The sequence below is a fragment of the Rhodanobacter sp. B04 genome, assembly GCF_002001125.1.
Taxonomy (GTDB): Bacteria; Pseudomonadota; Gammaproteobacteria; order Xanthomonadales; family Rhodanobacteraceae; genus Rhodanobacter.
The window spans coordinates 59110-79219 of record NZ_MUNV01000011.1 but is presented as its reverse complement, the minus strand read 5'-3'; the positions used below and the strand labels follow the sequence as shown (position 1 = coordinate 79219).

General features: G+C 64.6%; 21 protein-coding genes and 1 tRNA gene. 1 reads left to right on the top strand and 21 read right to left on the bottom strand.

Going from position 1 to position 20110, the window contains the following annotated elements; all coding sequences use genetic code 11:
* Window positions 1–53: 53 nt before the first annotated feature.
* The 12 genes from B0E46_RS09735 to hisS form a co-directional block, all read right to left on the bottom strand.
* Window positions 54–755 carry a hypothetical protein gene (locus tag B0E46_RS09735; RefSeq protein ID WP_139350499.1) on the bottom strand — a complete coding sequence of 234 codons (702 nt, stop codon included), beginning with the start codon at window positions 753–755 and terminating at the stop codon, window positions 54–56.
* Window positions 756–1166: 411 nt separating this feature from the next.
* Window positions 1167–1475 carry a hypothetical protein gene (locus B0E46_RS09725; protein ID WP_139350497.1) on the bottom strand — a complete coding sequence of 103 codons (309 nt, stop codon included), beginning with the start codon at window positions 1473–1475 and terminating at the stop codon, window positions 1167–1169.
* A complete protein-coding gene (locus tag B0E46_RS09720) occupies window positions 1472–1687 on the bottom strand; it encodes a hypothetical protein (protein WP_077555593.1) in 216 nt (71 codons plus the stop codon). The genes B0E46_RS09725 and B0E46_RS09720 overlap by 4 nt, the downstream gene beginning before the upstream one ends.
* Window positions 1684–3315 carry a hypothetical protein gene (locus tag B0E46_RS09715; protein ID WP_139350496.1) on the bottom strand — a complete coding sequence of 544 codons (1632 nt, stop codon included), beginning with the start codon at window positions 3313–3315 and terminating at the stop codon, window positions 1684–1686. Before B0E46_RS09715 ends, B0E46_RS09720 begins: the two co-directional genes overlap by 4 nt.
* Complete coding sequence (locus B0E46_RS09710; protein ID WP_139350495.1) at window positions 3305–3766, bottom strand: hypothetical protein; 462 nt, start codon at window positions 3764–3766, stop codon at window positions 3305–3307. The genes B0E46_RS09715 and B0E46_RS09710 overlap by 11 nt, the downstream gene beginning before the upstream one ends.
* Window positions 3763–3921, bottom strand: a complete 159-nt coding sequence (locus B0E46_RS17730; protein ID WP_168171179.1) for a hypothetical protein — start codon at window positions 3919–3921, stop codon at window positions 3763–3765. The genes B0E46_RS09710 and B0E46_RS17730 overlap by 4 nt, the downstream gene beginning before the upstream one ends.
* Entirely contained in the window at window positions 3918–4274 is a 357-nt protein-coding gene (locus B0E46_RS09705; RefSeq protein WP_254425111.1) for an AlpA family transcriptional regulator, read from the bottom strand. Before B0E46_RS09705 ends, B0E46_RS17730 begins: the two co-directional genes overlap by 4 nt.
* Complete coding sequence (locus B0E46_RS09700; RefSeq protein ID WP_077555590.1) at window positions 4271–4681, bottom strand: hypothetical protein; 411 nt, start codon at window positions 4679–4681, stop codon at window positions 4271–4273. The genes B0E46_RS09705 and B0E46_RS09700 overlap by 4 nt, the downstream gene beginning before the upstream one ends.
* 1 nt (window position 4682) lies before the next feature.
* Window positions 4683–5918 (bottom strand): integrase arm-type DNA-binding domain-containing protein, encoded by a 1236-nt coding sequence (locus B0E46_RS09695; RefSeq protein WP_077555589.1) that lies wholly within the window; start codon window positions 5916–5918, stop codon window positions 4683–4685.
* A gap of 158 nt (window positions 5919–6076) precedes the next feature.
* Window positions 6077–6469 carry a DUF6165 family protein gene (locus tag B0E46_RS09690; RefSeq protein WP_077555588.1) on the bottom strand — a complete coding sequence of 131 codons (393 nt, stop codon included), beginning with the start codon at window positions 6467–6469 and terminating at the stop codon, window positions 6077–6079.
* Window positions 6470–6496: 27 nt separating this feature from the next.
* Window positions 6497–8413 carry an aromatic amino acid ammonia-lyase gene (locus B0E46_RS09685; protein ID WP_077555587.1) on the bottom strand — a complete coding sequence of 639 codons (1917 nt, stop codon included), beginning with the start codon at window positions 8411–8413 and terminating at the stop codon, window positions 6497–6499.
* A gap of 56 nt (window positions 8414–8469) precedes the next feature.
* The gene (gene hisS / locus B0E46_RS09680) at window positions 8470–9855 is read right to left on the bottom strand and encodes a histidine--tRNA ligase (RefSeq protein WP_077555586.1); all 1386 of its coding nucleotides are present in this window, start codon (window positions 9853–9855) and stop codon (window positions 8470–8472) included.
* A 167-nt stretch (window positions 9856–10022) separates the two neighbouring features.
* Between hisS and B0E46_RS09675 the strand changes: the two genes are divergently transcribed.
* Window positions 10023–10099 (top strand) — tRNA-Pro (locus B0E46_RS09675).
* 55 nt (window positions 10100–10154) lie between these two features.
* Here the strand turns inward: B0E46_RS09675 and B0E46_RS09670 are convergent.
* The 9 genes from B0E46_RS09670 to hisIE form a co-directional block, all read right to left on the bottom strand.
* Entirely contained in the window at window positions 10155–10976 is an 822-nt protein-coding gene (locus B0E46_RS09670; RefSeq protein WP_077555585.1) for a ferritin-like domain-containing protein, read from the bottom strand.
* An 89-nt stretch (window positions 10977–11065) separates the two neighbouring features.
* Complete coding sequence (gene purF / locus B0E46_RS09665; protein ID WP_077555584.1) at window positions 11066–12541, bottom strand: amidophosphoribosyltransferase; 1476 nt, start codon at window positions 12539–12541, stop codon at window positions 11066–11068.
* Between the two features lie 29 nt (window positions 12542–12570).
* Window positions 12571–13197: a CvpA family protein gene (locus B0E46_RS09660; protein WP_077555583.1), complete on the bottom strand. Its 627-nt coding sequence runs from the start codon at window positions 13195–13197 to the stop codon at window positions 12571–12573.
* A 39-nt stretch (window positions 13198–13236) separates the two neighbouring features.
* The gene (locus B0E46_RS09655; protein WP_077555582.1) at window positions 13237–14265 is read right to left on the bottom strand and encodes an SPOR domain-containing protein; all 1029 of its coding nucleotides are present in this window, start codon (window positions 14263–14265) and stop codon (window positions 13237–13239) included.
* 100 nt (window positions 14266–14365) lie between these two features.
* A complete protein-coding gene (gene folC, locus B0E46_RS09650) occupies window positions 14366–15646 on the bottom strand; it encodes a bifunctional tetrahydrofolate synthase/dihydrofolate synthase (RefSeq protein WP_077555581.1) in 1281 nt (426 codons plus the stop codon).
* Window positions 15647–15734: 88 nt separating this feature from the next.
* Window positions 15735–15899: a hypothetical protein gene (locus B0E46_RS17725; protein WP_168171178.1), complete on the bottom strand. Its 165-nt coding sequence runs from the start codon at window positions 15897–15899 to the stop codon at window positions 15735–15737.
* Between the two features lie 298 nt (window positions 15900–16197).
* A complete protein-coding gene (locus B0E46_RS09645) occupies window positions 16198–18750 on the bottom strand; it encodes a heavy metal translocating P-type ATPase (RefSeq protein ID WP_077555580.1) in 2553 nt (850 codons plus the stop codon).
* A complete protein-coding gene (locus tag B0E46_RS09640; protein ID WP_077555579.1) occupies window positions 18750–19172 on the bottom strand; it encodes a MerR family transcriptional regulator in 423 nt (140 codons plus the stop codon). The genes B0E46_RS09645 and B0E46_RS09640 overlap by 1 nt, the downstream gene beginning before the upstream one ends.
* 230 nt (window positions 19173–19402) lie before the next feature.
* Entirely contained in the window at window positions 19403–20038 is a 636-nt protein-coding gene (gene hisIE / locus B0E46_RS09635) for a bifunctional phosphoribosyl-AMP cyclohydrolase/phosphoribosyl-ATP diphosphatase HisIE (protein ID WP_077555578.1), read from the bottom strand.
* Window positions 20039–20110: the final 72 nt, after the last annotated feature.

Below are 20110 nucleotides of genomic sequence, written 5' to 3'. Positions count from 1 at the left end.
CAGTCGGCATTGTTCCGCACTGTTAGCAATGAGCCGCGGCTAAAACCGCTGAACTATTCGGACTTGGAAACCTTCGTGAATTTAAACATATAGTCCGGTCGATCATCGTTCGCCCGCGCGTTGTCGGCTGGTGTTTCGATATTGCTGTTAGTGCGCAGGCATCCAGGACCGTCTATTTTCTGGAAGTCGCCATCAAAAACGACAACATCGCCCGCTTGCAGTGTCGAAAGGCTTTTTATGAGCGGCGTTCCGGGCTTAGCAAGGAGACTTGCGTCGTTGTCTCCCCGGTCGGTCATCCAGCTCGATAGCGTGACGTAGTCGGTGCCGAGCATGGACGAAATACTCACGGCAGCAGTACCGCGCGCAGTAAGAACCAATCGGAGATATGCGCTCTTGGAGTCGTCGTCTGCAAGCCCAAGTTGGTAGACGGTTCCTACCCAATGAGCCACATGAGGGGTGTTGGCGAACTTGCAAATCTCCGCATCAAATTGCTTATTGACCGCATCAACTTTCTGATCAGACGCAATCGGATTGGATTCATTGGCGAGCTTCCACTCGCGGCGAAACAAAGGTGTGAGCGCAACTAGCTGTTGTTCTTTTTCAGGCAAGGCTGGACTCCGCGTGGTGGCAGGCGCCTCAATGGGCGGCGAAGCCGTTGCATCATCCGATCCAACATCATTCTCGGGTGCCCCACCATTGCACGCGGTGAGAGCCGCAACCAGCATGAGTAGCCCTATCGTCTTTATGAACTTCACAAGCTCTCCATTTTCGTCACTCCGCGAATATCAATATGGAAGTTGGCATTCTACGCTTGGGGTCGCGCGCTACACGCACGTACCGTTCCCGTCCTTATGGCGACATTGAGGTTAGGTGCAAGCGATTGCCCACGCCCGCATAGGGACCGAATGTCATTGTTAACGACTTGCTCTCAATGCCGGATCGGCAGGTTTGCCGCACACTTGAGCTTGCCAGCCACCGTGCGCGGGCCGGTAGAGCACCCGCCGTGCCACTTGCATCGTTTCTTGCCCGGCACACTCAGCGCTTGGCAGGGTTGGCCGTCGTGCCGCCGACGCGCATCGCACACCACGCGGTTGTCGTGCTTCATCTGACCTTGGCGCTGTCGCTCCATCGCAACCTGTTTTGCAGAGTCATTCATGCGCGCGCGCCTACGCGATGGCATCGGTAATTCCGGAAGTGCTCACGGTCTCGCCCTTCCCGCCGTTTCTAAATCGTCCTATTTTATTCCGGAAGGCCGTCCGCACCAGCTCGTCAATGACACTCGACTGGTCGCCGCCGACGCGGCCATGCGTGCGTTCGCGGATCAGTGCCAGCACATCCTCGGAGGGGTAGTAGTCGATTCTTGGATGCATGCCGCGACGATGGCGCTGCTGCTCCAGCTTGCGGGCCTTACGCCATGCCTGCCAGTCGACACGGTCACTGGCGCTCAATACAGGCCGTCCGGGTTGCCATGTCATGCGGCTGGCTCCCTTTTAGGGGCTGTAGTTATTCCGGAATCACGGACAGGCAAGGTGGCCAGCAACTCCATCTTGTTCGCGCGCAGGGCATCCACCAGTTGCGGCGGTATCGCTCCCTTCGGTGCTTCAACGTGAAGGTTGTCGCCGTCGCGGGTGAGCACACCGCCAGCAGCCCACACCAGCAGCAAGGTTTGCAGCGGGTTCGGGTTCATATCGTCGTGACCTCCTTGTCACTGGATCGCGAGGGCACCGTGCAAACCTCGCGGGCATCTGCCACAACTGCCAATCTGCCATCGTCGACCGGTTCGGCTGGCAGTTGTGGCACTTGTGGCAGTTCCCCACGGGGCTTGCACGATAGGGTCAGGTACTGGTTGTCCGCCTTCTTGTCGTGCTCGACGTGGATGCCGACACTGCGTAGAGATGGCCCCAGCCGACGGAGGATCGTCTGCAAGCCCTTCGGTGAGTGCGGCCAACCGGGCACGTTCCGGTCAGCTTCGGCTTCCTGATTCAACCGTGATAACAGCTCGCGGGCCGTACCCTTCCATCGGCCTTGTCGCTCGGCAAAGCTGCGGATGGTGCAGGCCACGGTGGACGATCCCAGCCCCAGCGCCACGGCATCGGCCTGATTGCTCCGGTACGCGGTAATGAACTGTTCGCTGGTGAAGCCAAGTGCAGGCACGCCGGCAGCGGCCCACTTCGCGAAGTCAGCCATACGGGGCAACGGGCCAATGTTGACGGTATCCACCTCGCTCAGTGCCAACGCCAAGCCGTCCAGCAGGGCCGCCATAATCTTCGGCGCGTCCACCTTGAACTGTGCCGCCAGATCGGCCTCGGTGGCGCGTGTGGTGAGCGGAGGCAGGGTCAGGTGGATGCATCGCTCGGCCAGATCGGGACGTGACGCCAGATCGTCAATGCCGTTCAAGATGACGGGGCGCTGGATGTTGTGCGCCGATTCTTCTATGTCGGTGTAGAGCTTGCGTCCGGCCAGTGCTCCGCCGGTGGCAAGGCGGCACAGAGCATCGGACAGTTGTGGCGTTGCTCCGCTCAGATTGTCCAATGCCAGCACCCACGAATTGAGCGCGGCCACCAGCAAGTCACGGTCATCGCGCGGAGGTGGTCGCAATGGCACGCCGGACGGATCGGTGAGCGACTTCATGGTGCGGCTGGAATTGGACTTGCCAGTGCCCTGTTCCCCGAGTAGCAGCAGGATCGGGAACGGGCCATGCGGGCGCATTGCTGCCAGTGCCCAGCCAGCCACCAGCACACGGTCAGCCCGTTCCACGTTGACGTACTTCCAGATCAGATTGAAGTCAGCGCTACTGGCTACAGGCAAGGCAGCCGCTTTCGTGGTGCGCCGGAAGTTTGCGCTGTGCTGGTGCGCTATCCGCCATCCGTAAGAGTCAACCTGGATCACGGCCCAGTTGCTGCCGCCGGTGTCGATCACGATGCCGTCACCGCTGGCACCGACGCGCAGGTGGACGGGTTCCTCCGGGCCTGCATAACGCGCGGTCGCGGTGAGCGTGGCAACGGCATCAGTAATCGCGTTGCGGTTCGCTCCCGCGCCGGTTAGCAGGTAGTAGGCCCGGCCCAGTAGGTCGCGGTACTCGCTGCCAGCAATACGGAAGACCTCGGCATGATCGGCGACCGCTACCCGTGCAAACGCTCCGCTGTCTGGATCGTGAAACAAGTGGTGCTGCTGGCCTATCTCGGTGAGCACCGTGGCTTGCGCCTTGCGCTGGCCGTTGCAATCGAACAGGGCGATGCGGCCGGCGGCCGGCTGCAATGCTTCCTCCCGGGCTGCCATATCGTCGGGGCCGCCGCTGAAGGTTTCAGTTTCCATGAAGCACCTCCGCCGCGTCGAAAATCCGAAGGGCGCACAGGCGAACGCGCGTCAGGTCAGCATCATTCAAGGGCCGGTTGTCGCCGAGCTGATTGGATGCAGCCAAGACCACGTTGGCCTCAGTCACCAGCACATTCAATGCCGCGTGCCAGCGCGGGATCAATGCCGCCTGTCGGAGCTGGCTCCGTTCCGATGGCGTCATGCTGCGCAGGTCTTTCCGGATGAACAGGTCGGCGACGGTCAGGCCCACGGCGGCTAGTACCGCATACGTGTCGTGGCAACTGAAACAAGTCACCAGCAGCGTGCCGTTATCGCCCTCGGCAATGGCCAGCTTTTGTCCCTTGCCGCCACAGTGCGGGCAACGTGCGCGCCAGCCTTTGCAGGTCTTGATGACACCTTCAAGACGTGACAACAGCAGTGAAGACGGACTCTGGTTCGCAATGGCAGTCATGACTGCGCCGCCTTATTCAGAAGATCGGCGACCCTATCCAGCAAGTCGGCAGCTTCGACTACTTCCCATGCAGGAGCGTCCGTGGCGTCGGCGTAGTCGCGCAGGTGGTTGCGGCTATCGTCGGTGGCTCCGATGGCCAGAGTTATCAGGTTCATGCCACACCCCGCGACGCGGCGATGCGCTCGGCAATCCACTGCTGCACTTCGGACTCGACCCATGCCACGCTGCGACCGCACAGCGGGACAGGTTTTGGAAACGTGCCGTCGCGGATGCCATCGTAGATGGAGCTACGCGCATGACCGCTCTGGCGCATGACTTCGGGCAGGCGGATCAGCCGGACGGGTTTGATTTCAACCGTGCCGGACTTCGGCGCGGCCTGACTGCGGAATGGTTCTTGGGTGGTGTGCATGGACGTCTCCGAACCCGTGCGGAATTGCTGGGTTCGGAAATGCATTTTCCACACAGAAAACGCGCTGTCGAAAACCTTTTCGCTGGAAAAGGTTTTCAATCGTCTTTTGGCTTAAACATCCCCAAGCTCGCTATATACAGCGCATCTTTGCGCATCGGCGCTATAGCGCGGCGTACTGCTTCTTCGCTCACACCGAGCTTGTCGGCAATCTGGCCGATAGCTTCGGAAGGCTCGACTCCGCTATTCACCAAATGGCCATAACGCATCGCCTCAACACCCGCATCAAACTTCGGCTTGTTTCCACGCGAACGTGGGGGTGGCTTCATGCCTTTCACATACTGCCGTATCCCAATGGCGATGGTTTCTCGATCGAAAGCGCCCAGCGCTTCACCACGCTCAAGACGCGCGGCCAGTTCCAGCCAGCCTTCGCATAATTTCTCAAACTGTGCCAGCAGCAACTCATGGGGTACGTCGAACGTGACGCCCGGCGGCGTTCCTTTGCGCATGTCACTTCATCCGCTTGATTGGCACAATGTCAGCACCTTTGCGCAACACGTCCAGATAGTCGCCCCACTGCGAGAACGCATCGGCTACTTGCTCAGGCTGCACAATGTCATAGACACCGGGCAAGCCCGGCAGGCTATGGTTCAAGGCACGTTCGCACACTTCCACCCGGATATTCAGCGCACGCATGCCGCTGCGCACGGTGCTGCGCAGATCGTGAAAGACGATGGCCGGGAAGTTCGGCAGCGTAGCTGCGTAATCCTTGAGCCGATCCAGCGCGCGTTCGTGATCCATGCTGCGGCCCTGTCCGCCAGCCAGTGCGGGGAATACCCATCGCGAGCCGGCGGACAAGCTCCGCAACTGCTCGAAAACTGTAATCGTCGAAGGATGCAGCCGGATCACGAACGCCGGATCGGCCATGCGTTTGCGAGTTTTGATTTTCTCGCGTGGTATGCGCCACTCGTCGGCATGGACGTCCAACCATTCCGCACTCAGGGCTTCACCGATGCGCACGCCGGTGCGTAGCAGCAGCTCGGCCAGCGCGGCGTCGACAGGTGCGAGCGCGGACAGCCCCAGCATGAAGGCGCGTATCTGCTCAGCTTTCAACGCGACGCGCTGGCGCTTGGCAGGTTGGGCGACAATGCTCGGCATGTTCACTGCACGAAACGGGTTCGCCACGACGATGCGACGTGCGCGGGCATGCTTGAACAGGGCAATGCCCGCCTTGCGCGCGTTCGCACCAGCCCAATAGCTGCGCTCGGCGGCACGCTCGACCGTGGCTTGCGCATCATCCGGAGTCACGTCGCGGGCGACACGCGATCCCAGTGCCGGCAGTATGTCCGTGCGCATGTAATTCAGCAGGCCAAAGGCCGTACTGGCAGCCAGACCCGGTGCAACACGGGTTTCAAAGTCGCGGAGCAATTCGCGCACCGTCCATGCCAGCGCATCGGCTGTCTTGCGGCGCTGTTTCTCAACGGCCACGTCCACGCCGGACTCGACTTGCACACGCGCCTTCGCTGCCGCCTTGCGTGCATCTACCAGCTTCAGGTCGGGATACCTGCCCAGCGTGAGTTCACGGCGACGTCCACCGATGCGGTAGCGCAGCGCCCATGCGGCGGTGCCAGCAGCGGACAGGGTGAAGGTCAGCCCATCTCCATCGGATACCGCGACAGGGGTGCCAGCGGCAGCCAGACGGCGCAGCTGCGGATCGGTGAGCAACTTGGTCTGACGCTTCGGCATGGCGGCATTTCGTTGGGTAGCTAGAGCGAAAGCTACCCGTCTAGCTACCCATTTTGCAAGCGTCCGAGCGATTCCGCGTTAAGCCGACAAAATACAGAACAACGTATTTTCAATCACTTAGGAATCATCTACGGACGCCAGCGGACGCGCTCGGCCCTCTAGCGGTAATCCTGGTAGGACTTTTCCTCGACCAGCTGCGAACCGAGCTTGAGGTTGATCTCGCGCTTGAACGCCGCGCGCTCGTCGTTGCGGAAATAGACCGCACGCGCCAGCTCGATGAACTCCTGGTCGAATGCCTGGGCGCGCTCCTTCAGGCGGATCCTGTCCTCGATGTCCCACAGCAGTTCGTTCACTGCCAGCAGGCGCGCGCGCTCGTCGCCGATGTCCGTGTGCGAGGCAGGATCGTTGGCCCAGGTCGCATTGAGCAGGTCCAGTTCGTTGCGCACGTTGGCGAGCTTGGCATCGTCGGCAATCCGCCGCGACTTGATCTCGAGGATGGTGATCTTGTCGATCAGCTCGCCGTAGGACACCGGGGTTTGGATCAGGCTCATGGATTTGCTTCCATTAAAAATGATGGTTCATGCCGCGGAACGAAATGCGCCCTGCTGCACCAGCGTGCACACGGTACGCACCTCGCCATCCATCGCACGATCGCGATGCATGAAGCCGATGTGCCGGCGCAGGATCGCATGCGCATCGCGCACGCTGGCACCGGCGTGGAAATCCCCGGCATGGGCCAGCGCAGCGGCGAGCTGCTGCACTTCGGCGACGAATTGAGCGTAGTGCGGCTGATCCTCGCGTGGCGCGTTGGAAATCTTGGCGGCCAGCGCCTGCCAGCCGCCACGGCTGGCCAGCCGGCGTGCGGCATTCAGCATCGCCTGACGGTAGTCCAACGCCTGCGCTGCGGTGTACAGCTCCAAGGCGAGTACATGACCAAGATCCTCGGTCATCTCCAGCACGTGGCGCGCTTCGTTGGCGCCCATCGACACGTGATCCTCGGCGTTCGCGCTGGTCGGCACCGAGTACACGCTGGCCGGATGCGCGCGGGTGGCCAGGTCGTTGACCAGCGCCGCCGCGGTGTACTGCACGATCATGAAGCCTGAATCGGTGCCGTCTTCGTTGCCGGTGAGAAAGGCCGGCAGGCCATCGTTGGTGGCCGAATCGACCAGCTTGTTTAGCCGGCGCTCGGAGATCGATGCCAGCACCGGGATCGCCGCCTTCACGTAACTCATCGCCAGCGCCAGCGGCATGCCGTGGAAGTGGCCGGCCGAGATCACCTGCTCCTCGATGAACTGCGCGTCCTCGTTGTCCGGGAAGATCAGCGGATTGTCGGTGACCGAGTTCAGTTCGATGTCGAACACGCGGCAAGCCTGCGCCCAGGCATCGCGCACCGCGCCATGTACCTGCGGCATGCAGCGCAGGCTGTAGGCATCCTGCGGCTGATGCTTCTTGCCGCCCTTGAACGGCAGGAAGCGGCTGTAGAACGCCTCGCGGCCATGCCGCTGGTTGGCCGGCACCCAGTCCCAGCCGATGTCGAAGCTGAGCGCCTGATCGTCCGGTTCGCTCCACGCCTCGGCACTCCACGCCTTGAAGCGCGGCACCAGGTGATACGGAATGTCGACCAGGGTCGAACCGGCCAGCAGGTCGCGCACATGCGCGGCCGTTTCGACCTGACCAGGATGCGGACGCAGCGCATGCACTTCGGGGCGCAGTGCGCCGCTGCGACCGGCGAACGCATCCAGCGTCATCGACGCGGCCAGGTCGGCGGTGTCCAGCAGTTGCTCCAGCGTATCCAGCGCGAGCACGCCCGTCGCCAGCATCTGTGCGGTGCCGTTGTTCAGCGCCAAGCCTTCCTTGAACGACAGGCGGATCGGCGCGAGGCCAGCGCGCTCCAGCGCTTCCGCGCCCGGGACGCGCTCGCCTCGATAGAACGCTTCGCCGCCACCGAGCAGCACGATCGCCAGATGCGACAACGGCGCGAGGTCGCCACTGGCGCCGACCGAGCCCTTCTCCGGCACCACCGGCACCACACCGGCGTTGAGCATCGCGGTCAACGCTTCGAGCGTGCTCACGCGGATGCCGGAATGCCCGCGCATCAGCGTATTGATGCGGATCAGCAGCATCGCCCGCACCACGTCCTCGCCGAACGGCTTGCCCACGCACACCGCGTGGGTGGTGATCAGGTTGTGCTGCAGCTCTTCCAGCAGCGTGCCTTCGGGCTTGTGCGGCCCATCTTTGATCAGAGCGGCTCCCGGCAATTCGTCGCGCAACCGATGCGCACCGAGCAGCTTGTCCGCGTTGCTGCCGAAACCGGTGGTGACGCCATAGGTCGGCTCGCCGCAGCTGACTTTCTCGGCGAGGAAATCGGCCGCGCGCTGCACGCGCTTGAGCCCGGCCGGGTCCAGTGAAACCTTGTTGCCGTTGCGTGCCACCGCCACCAGCTGGGCGCGGGTGAGGCTGTTGCCGTCGAGAACGATGGTGTCGGATTTGCTCACTGCTGCCTCACTGAAGAATTACGTCGTGGAGTCCCTGATCACCGAGCCGCATGTTTTCAGCCCATCGCCGCTGCCTGTTCCAGCTCCACCCGCAGCGTCTTGATCAACTCGCTGCGCGCGACCTCGAACTGATCTTCGCGGCGCAAATCCTTGACCGTCACCACACCCTTGGCGATCTCCTCTTCGCCCAGCACGATCACGAAACGGATGCCGGCGCGGTCGGCGTACTTGAACTGCTTGCCCAGCTTGCCGCCCTCCAGCACCACTTCGGTGGCGATGCCGGCGCCGCGCAGCTCGCCGGCCAGCGCGAGATAGGCCGGCAGCTGTGCCGCGTCCATCTGGGTCACCAGCACATCGACCGTGCTGGTCGCGGTATTGATCAGGCCGGCATCGCGCAGCTGCCAGTACAGGCGGGTGAGGCCGATCGAGATGCCGACGCCGGGCAGCTGCGACTTGGTGTACTGGCTGGCCAGGTTCTCGTAGCGGCCACCGGAGCAGATCGAGCCGATCTGCGGATGATCGTTCAAGGTCGTCTCGTAGACCGTGCCGGTGTAATAGTCGAGGCCACGCGCAATCGACAGGTTCAGCGCGTAGTGCGTTTCCGGCACGCCGAACGCATGGATCAGGCCAAGCACTTCCTTCAGCTCGTGGCGGCCCTGCTCCATCGCCTCCGGGCCGGCGCCCAGCGCATCGAGCTTGTCGCACGCATCCTGCAGCGAGGTCGAGCGCACCTGCACGAAGGCGAGGATCTTCTGCGCCACCTCGGCACTCAGGCCGAACGTCTCGCCGGTCAGCGTGTCGCGCACGTAATCGGCGCCGCGCTTGTCCAGCTTGTCCACTTCGCGCAGCACCAGCATCTGCTGCTCGCCGTCGACGATGCCGAGGCTCTCGAAATAGCCGCGCATCAGCTTGCGGTTGTTGAGCTGGATGGTGAACGCGCCGATGTTCAGTTCGCGGAACACGCTGTAGATCACCGCCGGAATCTCGGCGTCGTAACGCACCGACAGCGCATCCTTGCCGATCACGTCGATGTCGCACTGGTAGAACTCGCGGAAACGACCGCGCTGGGCACGCTCGCCGCGATACACCTTCTGCATCTGGTAGCGGCGGAACGGGAAGCTCAGGTCGCGCTCGTGTTCGGCCACATAGCGCGCCAGCGGCACGGTGAGGTCGAAGCGCAGCGCCAGCTCGGGCATGCCTTCGTCGTCCCTGGCGGCGCTCAGTGCGCCGGTCGACTGCACGAAATACACCTGCCGCTCGGTCTCGCCGCCGGTCTTGGTCAGCAGCACGTCGGAATATTCGATCACCGGCGTCTCGATCGGCAGGAAGCCGAAGCGCTCGTAATTGCGGCGGATCACGTCGAGCATGCGCTGGAACGCGATCTGGTCGAGCGGCAGCAGCTCGAGCACGCCGGGCATGGTGCGGGCCGGGGTAAGCGCCATGGAATCCTCTACTGACAATGGGGAACATTCCGTCTGACCGCTGACCGCGCGACGGCAGCCGTCAAGATTAGCAGAACGCCATGCGCCTCCCGCAGGCGGCGCGACAACAAAATGCATCGAACCAGTTGCCAAGCCCCCGCCCGACGATTAAGATACGCGGCTTCCCACGGGGTGTAGCTCAGCCTGGTAGAGCGCTACGTTCGGGACGTAGAAGTCGCAGGTTCGAATCCTGTCTCCCCGACCAAAATTCGATGAAGAAGCCGGCCTTGCGCCGGTTTTTTTGTGCCTGCAGATGCCCCTTACAGGGCTGCGCGGCTTTCCAATGCCAGCGCCGTGAGCCGGTCAAGCTCCTCTTCGACAAAGCCTGCCTCGCGTCGGGCCGTCAGGTTGAACGGGCCACGCAGGCTGACGCCCATGTAGTCGCGCAGCAATTCGAAGAACGTGTCGACCGGATCGACGCCGTCACGCCCGCAGCAGTGGTGATACCAGCGGGTGCCGGCGGCGACATGAGCGACCTCCTCACGCAGGATCACTTCGAGAATCGCCACCGTGGCGGTATCGCCAAGATGGCGCAGGCGCTCGATCATGCCAGGCGTGACATCCAGCCCGCGCGCCTCCAGCACGCGCGGCACCAGCGCCATGCGTGCGGTGTCGTTGTCGGCGGTTTTCTCGGCCATCGCCCACAGGCCGTCGTGCGCGTCGAAGTCGCCGTAGGCATGCCCCAGTTCGGCCAGCCGCCCGGACAGCATCGCGAAGTGGCGTGCCTCGTCGTTGGCGCAGCTGGCCCAGTCGCGGTAGTACGCCTCCGGCTTGCCGCGGTAGCGGTAGACCGCGTCCCACGCCAGGTTGATCGCATTGAATTCGATATGCGCCACCGCGTGCACCAGGGCAGCACGCCCCTCGGCGCTGCCGAGTCCGCGCTGCGGCACCTGGCGCGCATTGACCAGTTGCGGTTTCGCAGGGCGACCCGGTGCGCCGATCGGTTCAGGCGATGGCGAGGCCGGATCGGCACGCAGCTCGCCTGCGAGAAGCGCCTGCCAGGCTTCGTGGGTCAGGCGCAGTTTTTCGGCCGGATCGGTGGCGTCGAGGCAGCGCTTGGCGGCAGCGTGGAGATCGGTCATGGCGTTTCTGCAGGAGCCCACCTTGTGGGCGATGCTTTGCGGTCTGAAGCATCGCCCACAGGGCGGGCCCCTACTCGGGGCGCTCGCGATTACACACTACGACGGGCAGCCTTGGCATCGTCCGAGCGCAGCATCTGGATCTGCTCCAGATAGCGCTGGTCGAGGCCGGTGACGTATTCGCCGGAGAAGCACGAGGTGTCGAACTGCTTCAATTCCTCGTTGCCGTCCTGCACGGCCCAGATCAGGTCCTTGAGATCCTGGTAGATCAGCCAGTCGGCGCCGAGCATCGTCTCCACTTCCTGCTCGGTATGGCCGGCGGCGACCAGCTCCGAGGCCGACGGCATGTCGATGCCATAGACGTTCGGGTAGCGCACCGGCGGCGCGGCCGAGGCGAAATAGACATTCTTCGCACCGGCATCGCGAGCCATCTGGATGATCTGCTTCGAAGTGGTGCCACGCACGATCGAGTCGTCCACCAACAGCACGTTCTTCTTGCGGAACTCCAGCTCGACCGGATTGAGCTTGCGGCGCACCGACTTCACCCGCTCGCCCTGCCCCGGCATGATGAAGGTGCGGCCGATGTAGCGGTTCTTGACGAAGCCCTCGCGGAACGGCACGCCGAGCGCCTCGGCCAGCGCGCTGGCCGCGGTACGCGCGGTGTCGGGAATCGGGATCACCGCGTCGATGCCATGGTCGGGCCGCTCGCGCAGGATCTTCTCGGCCAGCTTCTCGCCCATGCGCAGGCGCGCCTTGTACACCGACACGTCCTCCATCATCGAGTCGGGCCGCGCCAGATAGACGTATTCGAAGATGCACGGTGTATGTGCCACGCCCTCGGCGCAGCGGCGGCTGTGCAGTTGACCCTGGTCGGTGATGATCACCGCCTCGCCCGGCATGATGTCGCGGATGCGCTTGAAGCCGAGCACGTCGAACGCGACCGACTCCGAGGCCACCGCATATTCGCGGCCTTCCGCGGTGACCCGCTCGCCCAGCACCAGCGGGCGGATGCCATGCGGATCGCGGAACGCGACCAGGCCGTAGCCGAGTACCAGCGCCACGCAGGCGTAGCCGCCGCTGGCGCGCGCGTGCACGCCGGCCACGGCCTTGAAGATATGGTCAGGCGTCAGCTCCATCCGGTCCTGGATCTGCAGTTCGTGCGCCAGCACGTTGAGCAGCACTTCGGAATCGGACTCGGTGTTGATGTGGCGGCGGTCGTCCTCGAACATCTCGCGGCGCAAAACGTCGGTGTTCACCAGGTTGCCGTTGTGCGCGAACGCGATGCCGTAAGGCGAGTTGACGTAGAACGGCTGAGCTTCGGCCGAGCCTTCGGAACCGGCGGTGGGATAACGGCAGTGGCCGATGCCGATGCGCCCGCGCAGGCCACTCATCGCCGCCTGGCCGAACACGTCGCGCACCAGCCCGTTGCCCTTGTGCAGGCGTAGTCGCGAACCGTCCACCGTGGCGATGCCGGCGGCGTCCTGACCGCGGTGCTGCAGCACCGTCAGTCCGTCATAAAGCGCCGATGCCACTTCGGTGGTACCGACAATGCCGATGATTCCGCACATGGTGTGTTGCCTGCTTCAGGAAGTCGCGTTCAAGGATTCTTGGGGTGGCCGGCTGCGCTGGCGGCAGCCGCCGGTGCAAGCGTGTTCGTCGCCGCCGGAGCCGGCATCGCACCGGATATGGGGTTCGACAGCGCGGCTGGCAAGCTGGGCAGGTGATCGAGTACGGCCGACGGGTGCAGATGCCCGGCCACGCTGGGTGGCACCCGTTGCTCCAGCCACGCTGCCACACGCTGGAACTGCGGCAACAGGACCGATTGCTGCCACCACGGGTCGCGCGTGAATGCGGTGAAGCCGACCAGGAACACCAGCAGGCTCACCAGCAGCACGCCACGCGCAAAGCCGAACAGCATGCCGAGCAGGCGATCGGTTCCGGACAAGCCGGTGGTTTCGATCAGCTTGTGGATCACGAAACGCAGCAGCGCGCCGAGTATCAGCACGGCCACGAAACAGAGGCCGTAGCCGACGATGATCCGCGCCGACGGCAGCTCGATGATGTGGTCGAAATGCGCCGCCACCGCCGGGCCGAATGTCCAGGCCACCCAGAACGCCGCGATCCAGATCGCCAGCGCCAGCACCTCGGACACCAGGCCACGCCACAATCCGATCAGGACCGACAAGGCAAGCACGCCGATGATGATGTAATCGGTCCAGTTCATCCGCTCACCTGCCCGACCCGTGTGCTGTTGCGTGCATGCTCAGGGCACCGGGACGACGTTGCCATCGGTGCCCAGCTTGGCCTTGATCTGCTCGCGCAGGCGCAATGCATCGGCGCGTTGCGTCTGCGGGCCGGCGCGCACGCGCCACAGCTGCTTGCCGCCGGCCTGCACGGTATCCACGAAGCCATCGAAACCGTTCGCACGCAATTTGTCGCGCAATGCATTCGCGTCGGCCTGGTTGCTCATCGCGGCCAGTTGCACCGCCCAGCCCCCTGCCCTCGATGTCGCGGGCGACACCGGGTTTGCTGCGGCAGCGTCTTCATGGCTGGCGTCCTGCTCCAGCCGTGCCGGCACGCCGGGAATCGACTGGATGACTTTCAACCGTGCCGCCTCGGCGGCAGCGCGCGTATCGAACGGTCCGGCCATCACCAGGGTGCGTGGCTGGCCGGCCTGGGTGATGGGGTGGCTGCTTACCGGATAACCCAGCGCGCGCACGCGGCGCTCCAGGCTCGCGACGCTGGCTGCGCTGGCATACGCACTGAGGTTCAAGCGGTAATTGCCGCGTCCGAGCACCGCAGGAGTTTCCGGGGCAGCCGCCGGCGGCTGGGCAGCCGCGGCTACCGGCTGCGGCCGGCTTGCCGGCACACTCGCCGCCTGCCTGGTCTGCATCGGAATGACCGGCTGGCTCGGCGAGGCACCGCTACCCGTGGTCACCGTCGTCGGCGTCGGCGCCTTGCCGGCAGCGGGATCGGTTTCCACGTCACGCGGACGGGTGGAGCCGATGTTCACCGTCGCCAGCCGGTCGCCCGCAGCCGGCGCCACCGAAGTGGCTGCCGACGCAATTGCGGGTGCGGCGCCCGAAGGAGCCACTGCACTCGATGTGGCTGCCGGCGCATTCGGGTTCAGGCTCATGGTCTTGGTTTGCAGGTCGCGATCCGGTGCCGGCGGAATCGCCAGGCTCACCGACTGGTCGCCACCGGCGGCCGGCGGCTTGCCGGAAAAGAACATCGGCACAAACAGAACCGCCAAGCCAATCAGGACGGCAGCACCCAGCAGGCGTGTATTCAAGACTTCACTCCGAGGCGGCAAACATGGCGCGTAACGAGGTGATTATACCTGTCTGCGCCAGGCGCCATGGCTGACCACTCGCGCGACCGGGTTTCTGCGTTCAGGCGGCCGCTTCCGCAAGCACAGCACTGGCCACGAAAAAGGAGCCGAATGCCAGGATGAGTTCGCCAGGCTGCGCTGCTGCATGCGCAGCTGCCAAGGCGCTGGCCACGTCGCCATGGCTATCGAATGCCGCCTGCGGCAAGGTTTGCCGGAGCGTCCCGGCCAGCGCCGTCACAGCCAGGCCGCGTGGCGTGACGTGATCCAGCCCGGCGAGATGCCAGCAAGCGATGCGCGTACCCAGCGCGCCGATCACGCCGGACACGTCCTTGTCCGCCAGCGCACCGTATACCGCGTGCACGCGAACAGCCGGCCGCGCATCCAGCCACTCGGCCAGCGCACGCGCCGCCTGCGGATTGTGACCCACGTCCACGACCAGCACTGGGTCGCCGCCAAGCGACTGCAAGCGCGCCGGCACCCGTACTTCATGCAAGCCGGCGCTGACTGCGGCAAAGACATCCTTGGGCGCAAACGACGCGTCGCCGGCCCATAGCGCATGCAACGCGGCAATCGCCGCCGCGGCGTTGGCGAACTGCACCGGCGCAGCCAGCGCTGGATCGGGCAGCTCCATCGCGCTGCCATCGCGATGGAGCCAGCGCCAGCCGTCGGTATGACGCTCGACCAGAAAATCGAGGCCGGCACGCTCGACCCGTGCCTTACGTGCGGCCAACGCATCCAGCAAGCCGGCTGGCGGATCGAGCTCGCCGACAATGACCGGCCGCCCGGCGCGGGCAATGCCGGCCTTCTCGCGACCGATGCTGTCGCGATCCGGCCCGAGCCAATCCATGTGGTCCAGATCCACCGTGGTGATGATCGCGACGTCTGCGTCGACGATGTTCACCGCGTCCAGCCGACCGCCCAGGCCCACTTCCAGCACCGCCACATCGAGGTCGGCGCGGGCGAACAGATCCAGCGCGGCCAGCGTACCGAACTCGAAATAGGTCAGCGGCGTGCCGCCACGCGCCGCCTCGATCCGTTCGAACGAGGCGATCAGGCTGGCGTCGTCGACATTCGCGGCGTCGATGCGCACCCGTTCGTTGTAATCCCGCAGATGTGGCGAGGTGAAGCTGCCCACGCGCAGGGCTGCCGCCTTCAGCATGGCCTCGAGCATGGCCACGGTGGAACCCTTGCCATTGGTGCCGCCGACCGTGATCACGCGTCGTGCCGGCGCGGGCGCATCCATCCGTTGCCATACCTCATGCACGCGATCGAGTCCCAGCTCGATGCCGTGCACGTTGGTGTGTTCCTGATAAGCCAGCCATTCGGCGAGAGTTCGGGTCATGCAGTGACTTTGTGCCTGGGGGTGGATCGGCACCCAGCGCTACCGGCGCATCGCATGGATGTACATGCGCAAAGTCTAAAGCATCACATCAACCGAACGGATGGATGCCGCTGTAATGCAGCGCCATGTACATGCCGAACACCGTCCAGAACATTTTCTTGAGCGCCTTGCCGGCCAGCAGGGCTACCAGCAAACCAAGCAGCAGCGGCATATGCTTTTCCAGGGTGCTGCGGGTGTCGTTGATGACGTTCATGGTGATCTCCCGTACCAGGCCCGATGCAGGCCGGTGTCGATGACGAAGAAGGATGGAAAGATGGCGACGCTGTCGAGACGCTCAGACCGGCAGTGCAATGCTGGCGTGGCAAAGCGCGAACACCACCATCGCCGTTGCCGCCAGCGCGACCAACAGTGCGAGGCACTTGTCCAGGACCGGGTACTTGATGAAGGCCTTCATGTCGGTTCTCCGCGCACCGTCGTGGTGCGGGAGAAATGATCGGCAGATCGCCCGGCTGGCGACAGGCGCAGTCGTCAGCGATCGCTGGTGACAGTCGTCACAGCCGTACCTGCCGCAGCCGCAGCGCGTTGCTCACCACCGAAACCGACGACAGGCTCATCGCCAGCGCGGCGATCATCGGCGACAGCGTGATGCCGAGCCACGGGTATAGCGCACCGGCCGCCAGCGGCACGCCGACGGCGTTGTAGACGAAGGCGAAGAACAGGTTCTGCCGGATGTTGCGCACGGTCGCCTGCGACAACACACGCGCCCGCACGATCGCGCCAAGCTCGCCCTTCACCAGCGTCACCTGCGCACTCTCCATCGCCACGTCGGTGCCGTGGCCCATCGCGATGCCGATGTCGGCCGAGGCCAGCGCCGGCGCGTCGTTGATGCCGTCGCCGGCCATCGCAACACGGTGGCCGGCGGCCTTGAGCCGATTCACCACCGCAGCCTTGCCGGCCGGCGACACGTCGGCATGCACCTCGTCAATGCCCAGCTCGCGTGCCACCGCCTGCGCGGTTGTGGCGCTGTCACCCGTCAGCATCACGATGTGCAGGCCAGCCTTGCGCAGCGACTCCAGCGCTGCCGGCGTATCCGGCTTGATCCGGTCGGCCACCGCCAACACGGCGGCGAGTGCTCCGCCGACGGCAAGGAACATCACCGTCGCACCCCGTTCGCGCCATGCCTCGGCGCGGGCAGTCGCGTCGTCGCCGATGGCGACATGCAACTCGTCCATCAGCTTCGCATTGCCCAGCGCCACTTCGCCGCCATCCACGGTCGCGTGAACACCGCGGCCGCTCAGCGAACGGAAAGCCGTCGCCACCGGCACGGCCACACCCTCAGCTGCCGCTGCCGTGACGATTGCCCGCGCCAGTGGATGTTCGCTCGGCCGCTCCAGCGCAGCGGCCCATGCCAGCAAGCGCTCGCGCGGCAGGTCGCCAAGGCTGACCAGCTCGGTCAATGCCGGCTTGCCGATCGTCAGCGTGCCGGTCTTGTCCAAAACCAGCGTATCGATCTCGCGCATGGCCTCGATCGCGCTGGCATCCCTGAACAACACGCCGTTCTGCGCGCCGCGGCCACTGGCTACCAGGATCGAGATCGGCGTGGCCAGGCCCAGTGCGCACGGACAAGCGATGATCAGCACCGACACCGCCGCGATCAGCGCATGCGCGAACCGCGGCTCCGGCCCCAGCGCCGCCCATAGCGCAAACGCCAGCAGTGCGATCGCCGCCACCGCCGGCACGAACCACGCCGCCACCCGATCGGCCACGCGTTGCAACGGTGCCCTGCTGCGCTGCGCCTGCGCCACCAGCGCGACGATCTGCGCCAGCATCGTCGCATCACCGACCTTCTGCGCGCGCATGGTCAGCGCGCCATCCTGATTCACCGTGCCGCCAGTGAGCACATCGCCTTTCGCCTTGGCCGCCGGCATCGGCTCGCCGGTGAGCATCGACTCATCGATATGGCTCTCGCCATCGAGCACCACGCCATCCACCGGCACCTTCTCGCCGGGACGCACGCGCAGCACGTCGCCAGCGTGCACGTCGTCCAGCGGCACCTCGGCCTCGTTGCCGTCGGTGGCAATCCGCCATGCGATCTTCGGCGCCAGGCCAAGCAGCGCCTTCAGCGCCGCGCCAGTACGGCGGCGCGCACGCAGTTCCAGGAAATCGCCCAGCGTCACCAGGGTCACGATGACGGCTGCCGATTCAAAGTAAACCGAGACGTTGCCGTGCATGTCGCGGAAGCCGGAGGGAAAGATATCCGGCAACAGGAATGCCAGCGCGCTGTACAGCCACGCCACGCCGGCGCCCAACGCGATCAGCGTGTACATGTTCGGATGCCACGGCCGCAGCGAACGCCAGCCACGCACAAAGAACGGTGCACCACCCCACAACACCACGACGGTCGCCAACAGCGCCACGACCCAGCCAGCCATGCGCTCCCATGGCATGGGCAGATGCCAGCCAAGCAGGTGCGGCCCCATCGCCAGCACAAACACGGGCAACGTCAACGTCAGCAGCGTCCAGAAGCGCCGCGTCATCGTTGACAGTTCACCGCCATCGTCCGGGTCCAGGCTTGGCATCATCGGTTCCAGCGCCATGCCGCACTTCGGGCAAGCGCCGGGGCCGACCTGCTGCACTTCCGGATGCATCGGGCAGGTATGGAGCGCACCTGGCCGCACCGCTGGTGCAGCCGCACGCTGTTCAAGACAGGCGTCCGGATCGTCCACAAACCTCTCGCGACAGCGCGCGGCGCAGAAGTGATACGTGTGGCCGGCATGTTCCGCACGATGCTTCGCAGTGCGCGGATCGACGGTCATGCCGCAAACCGGATCCTTCGTGGCATGCGCATGATCGGAGGACGCCGCAGGCTTCGCCGCGCAGCAAGCTGGCGCCGTCGCCTTGAAACCAGGCGCGTGCAGATACATCGCCGGCGAGGCGTCGAACCTCGTCTTGCAACCCGCGCAGCAGAAATGAAACACCTGCCCATCATGCGTGGATTGATGTTTCGACCCGACCGAATCCACCCGCATGCCGCAGACAGGATCGGTCGCCATTGCACTCGCGGACTGGTCGGCGCCCTGGCAGCAGGACGCATGCTCGTCCATCACGGCACCGCCTCATCGAGCAGCGCGCACAGGATCGGGCATTCCTCCGGCTTGCCATGGCCCGGGCAGGACTCGACCAGCTGCGCCAGCCCATCGCGCACGCGCTGCAACTCGACGATGCGCTGCTCGATCGCGGCCAGCCGCTGCTGTGCCCGCTGCTTCACCGCCTTCACGCCACGCTGCCGATCCGCCGACAAGGCCAGCAACTCGCGGATCTCCTCCAGCGTGAAGCCGAGGTCCTTGGCGCGCCGGATAAAGCGCAGCTGCGCAATCGTGCCCTCGCCGTAACTGCGATAGCCCGAGGCACGACGCACGGGCTCGGGCAGCAGGCCCTCGCGTTCGTAATACCGGATCGTGTCGATCGCCACGCCGACGCGCTTGGCGACGGCACCGATGGTCAGGGAGGAAGTTTGAGCAGTCATGGCACATAGTCTAGACCTTTGATCAAGGTCTAGAGTCAAGTCACGAGGCCATCACGACGAACGAAGTCGAAGCAGCTGCCTTTTTGCGGTCAACATGCCAGCTTGGTCGACGCGTCTGCCGGCAATGCGGGTACGACCCGCCTGTGCCGAATCAGGCATTGAAACTTGGAGCAACACGGTTGCCGGCCCATCCTGGCTGGCGAACTCGATCCAGGCGCCGTCTGCAGCCCTTATCGCCTGTCGTGCGCTGCATGCCGCCTGGCGAGCGTCGTCGCGACATCGCCCAATGACAAGCCGCGCGCACGCAATACCACGGTGAGGTGAAAGATCAGGTCAGCCGCTTCACCCAGCAACTCGGCGTCGTCCTGCGCCACGGCGGCCAAGGCGGTCTCGACACCTTCTTCGCCCACCTTTTGCGCCATGCGCCGAATGCCACCTTCAAACAACTGGGTGGTGTAGCTTCCCTGCGGGCGCTCGTCATGGCGTCGCGACACCAGCGCATCGAGTTCGGCCAGGAAACCGAGTGGCGGCTGCACGGCTTCGCCGAAGCAGCTGGACGTGCCCAGATGGCAGGTCGGCCCGTGCGGCTCGGCCTGCACCAGCAAGGTGTCGGCATCGCAGTCGATGCGGATACCTTTCAGCACCAGGAAGTGGCCGGAGCTTTCGCCCTTGGTCCACAGGCGTTGTTTGCTGCGGCTGTAGAACGTGACCTTGCCGCCGGTCTGGGTTTGCGCCAGCGCCTCGGCATTCATGTAGCCGAGCATCAGCACTTCGCCGCTCAGCCAGTGCTGCACGATCGCCGGCAGCAGGCCGCCGCCCTTGGCCCAGTCGAGGCGGCTGAAGTCGGTGGCTGAAGTGTTGGTCATACGCGTGGCCGCAGGGAAGGAGTGAGGAGTGGGTAAGAGCGCCGCGGACTGCGGCCATTGATCTGGGGTCAG

Excerpts from the sequence above, each read along its gene's own strand:
- folC (WP_077555581.1), bottom strand. The coding sequence starts at position 15,646 with ATGACCCGAACTCTCGCCGAATGGCTGGCTTATCAGGAACACACCAAC.
- B0E46_RS17725 (WP_168171178.1), bottom strand. The coding sequence starts at position 15,899 with ATGAACGTCATCAACGACACCCGCAGCACCCTGGAAAAGCATATGCCG.
- B0E46_RS09715 (WP_139350496.1), bottom strand. The coding sequence starts at position 3,315 with ATGGAAACTGAAACCTTCAGCGGCGGCCCCGACGATATGGCAGCCCGG.
- hisS (WP_077555586.1), bottom strand. The coding sequence starts at position 9,855 with ATGGCGCTTACCCCGGCCCGCACCATGCCCGGCGTGCTCGAGCTGCTG.
- B0E46_RS09725 (WP_139350497.1), bottom strand. The coding sequence starts at position 1,475 with ATGACATGGCAACCCGGACGGCCTGTATTGAGCGCCAGTGACCGTGTC.
- B0E46_RS09695 (WP_077555589.1), bottom strand. The coding sequence starts at position 5,918 with ATGCCGAAGCGTCAGACCAAGTTGCTCACCGATCCGCAGCTGCGCCGT.
- B0E46_RS09645 (WP_077555580.1), bottom strand. The coding sequence starts at position 18,750 with ATGGACGAGCATGCGTCCTGCTGCCAGGGCGCCGACCAGTCCGCGAGT.
- purF (WP_077555584.1), bottom strand. The coding sequence starts at position 12,541 with ATGTGCGGAATCATCGGCATTGTCGGTACCACCGAAGTGGCATCGGCG.
- B0E46_RS09720 (WP_077555593.1), bottom strand. The coding sequence starts at position 1,687 with ATGAACCCGAACCCGCTGCAAACCTTGCTGCTGGTGTGGGCTGCTGGC.
- hisIE (WP_077555578.1), bottom strand. The coding sequence starts at position 20,038 with ATGACCAACACTTCAGCCACCGACTTCAGCCGCCTCGACTGGGCCAAG.
- B0E46_RS17730 (WP_168171179.1), bottom strand. The coding sequence starts at position 3,921 with ATGAACCTGATAACTCTGGCCATCGGAGCCACCGACGATAGCCGCAAC.
- B0E46_RS09690 (WP_077555588.1), bottom strand. The coding sequence starts at position 6,469 with ATGAGCCTGATCCAAACCCCGGTGTCCTACGGCGAGCTGATCGACAAG.
- B0E46_RS09640 (WP_077555579.1), bottom strand. The coding sequence starts at position 19,172 with ATGACTGCTCAAACTTCCTCCCTGACCATCGGTGCCGTCGCCAAGCGC.
- B0E46_RS09660 (WP_077555583.1), bottom strand. The coding sequence starts at position 13,197 with ATGAACTGGACCGATTACATCATCATCGGCGTGCTTGCCTTGTCGGTC.
- B0E46_RS09710 (WP_139350495.1), bottom strand. The coding sequence starts at position 3,766 with ATGACTGCCATTGCGAACCAGAGTCCGTCTTCACTGCTGTTGTCACGT.
- B0E46_RS09670 (WP_077555585.1), bottom strand. The coding sequence starts at position 10,976 with ATGACCGATCTCCACGCTGCCGCCAAGCGCTGCCTCGACGCCACCGAT.
- B0E46_RS09700 (WP_077555590.1), bottom strand. The coding sequence starts at position 4,681 with ATGCGCAAAGGAACGCCGCCGGGCGTCACGTTCGACGTACCCCATGAG.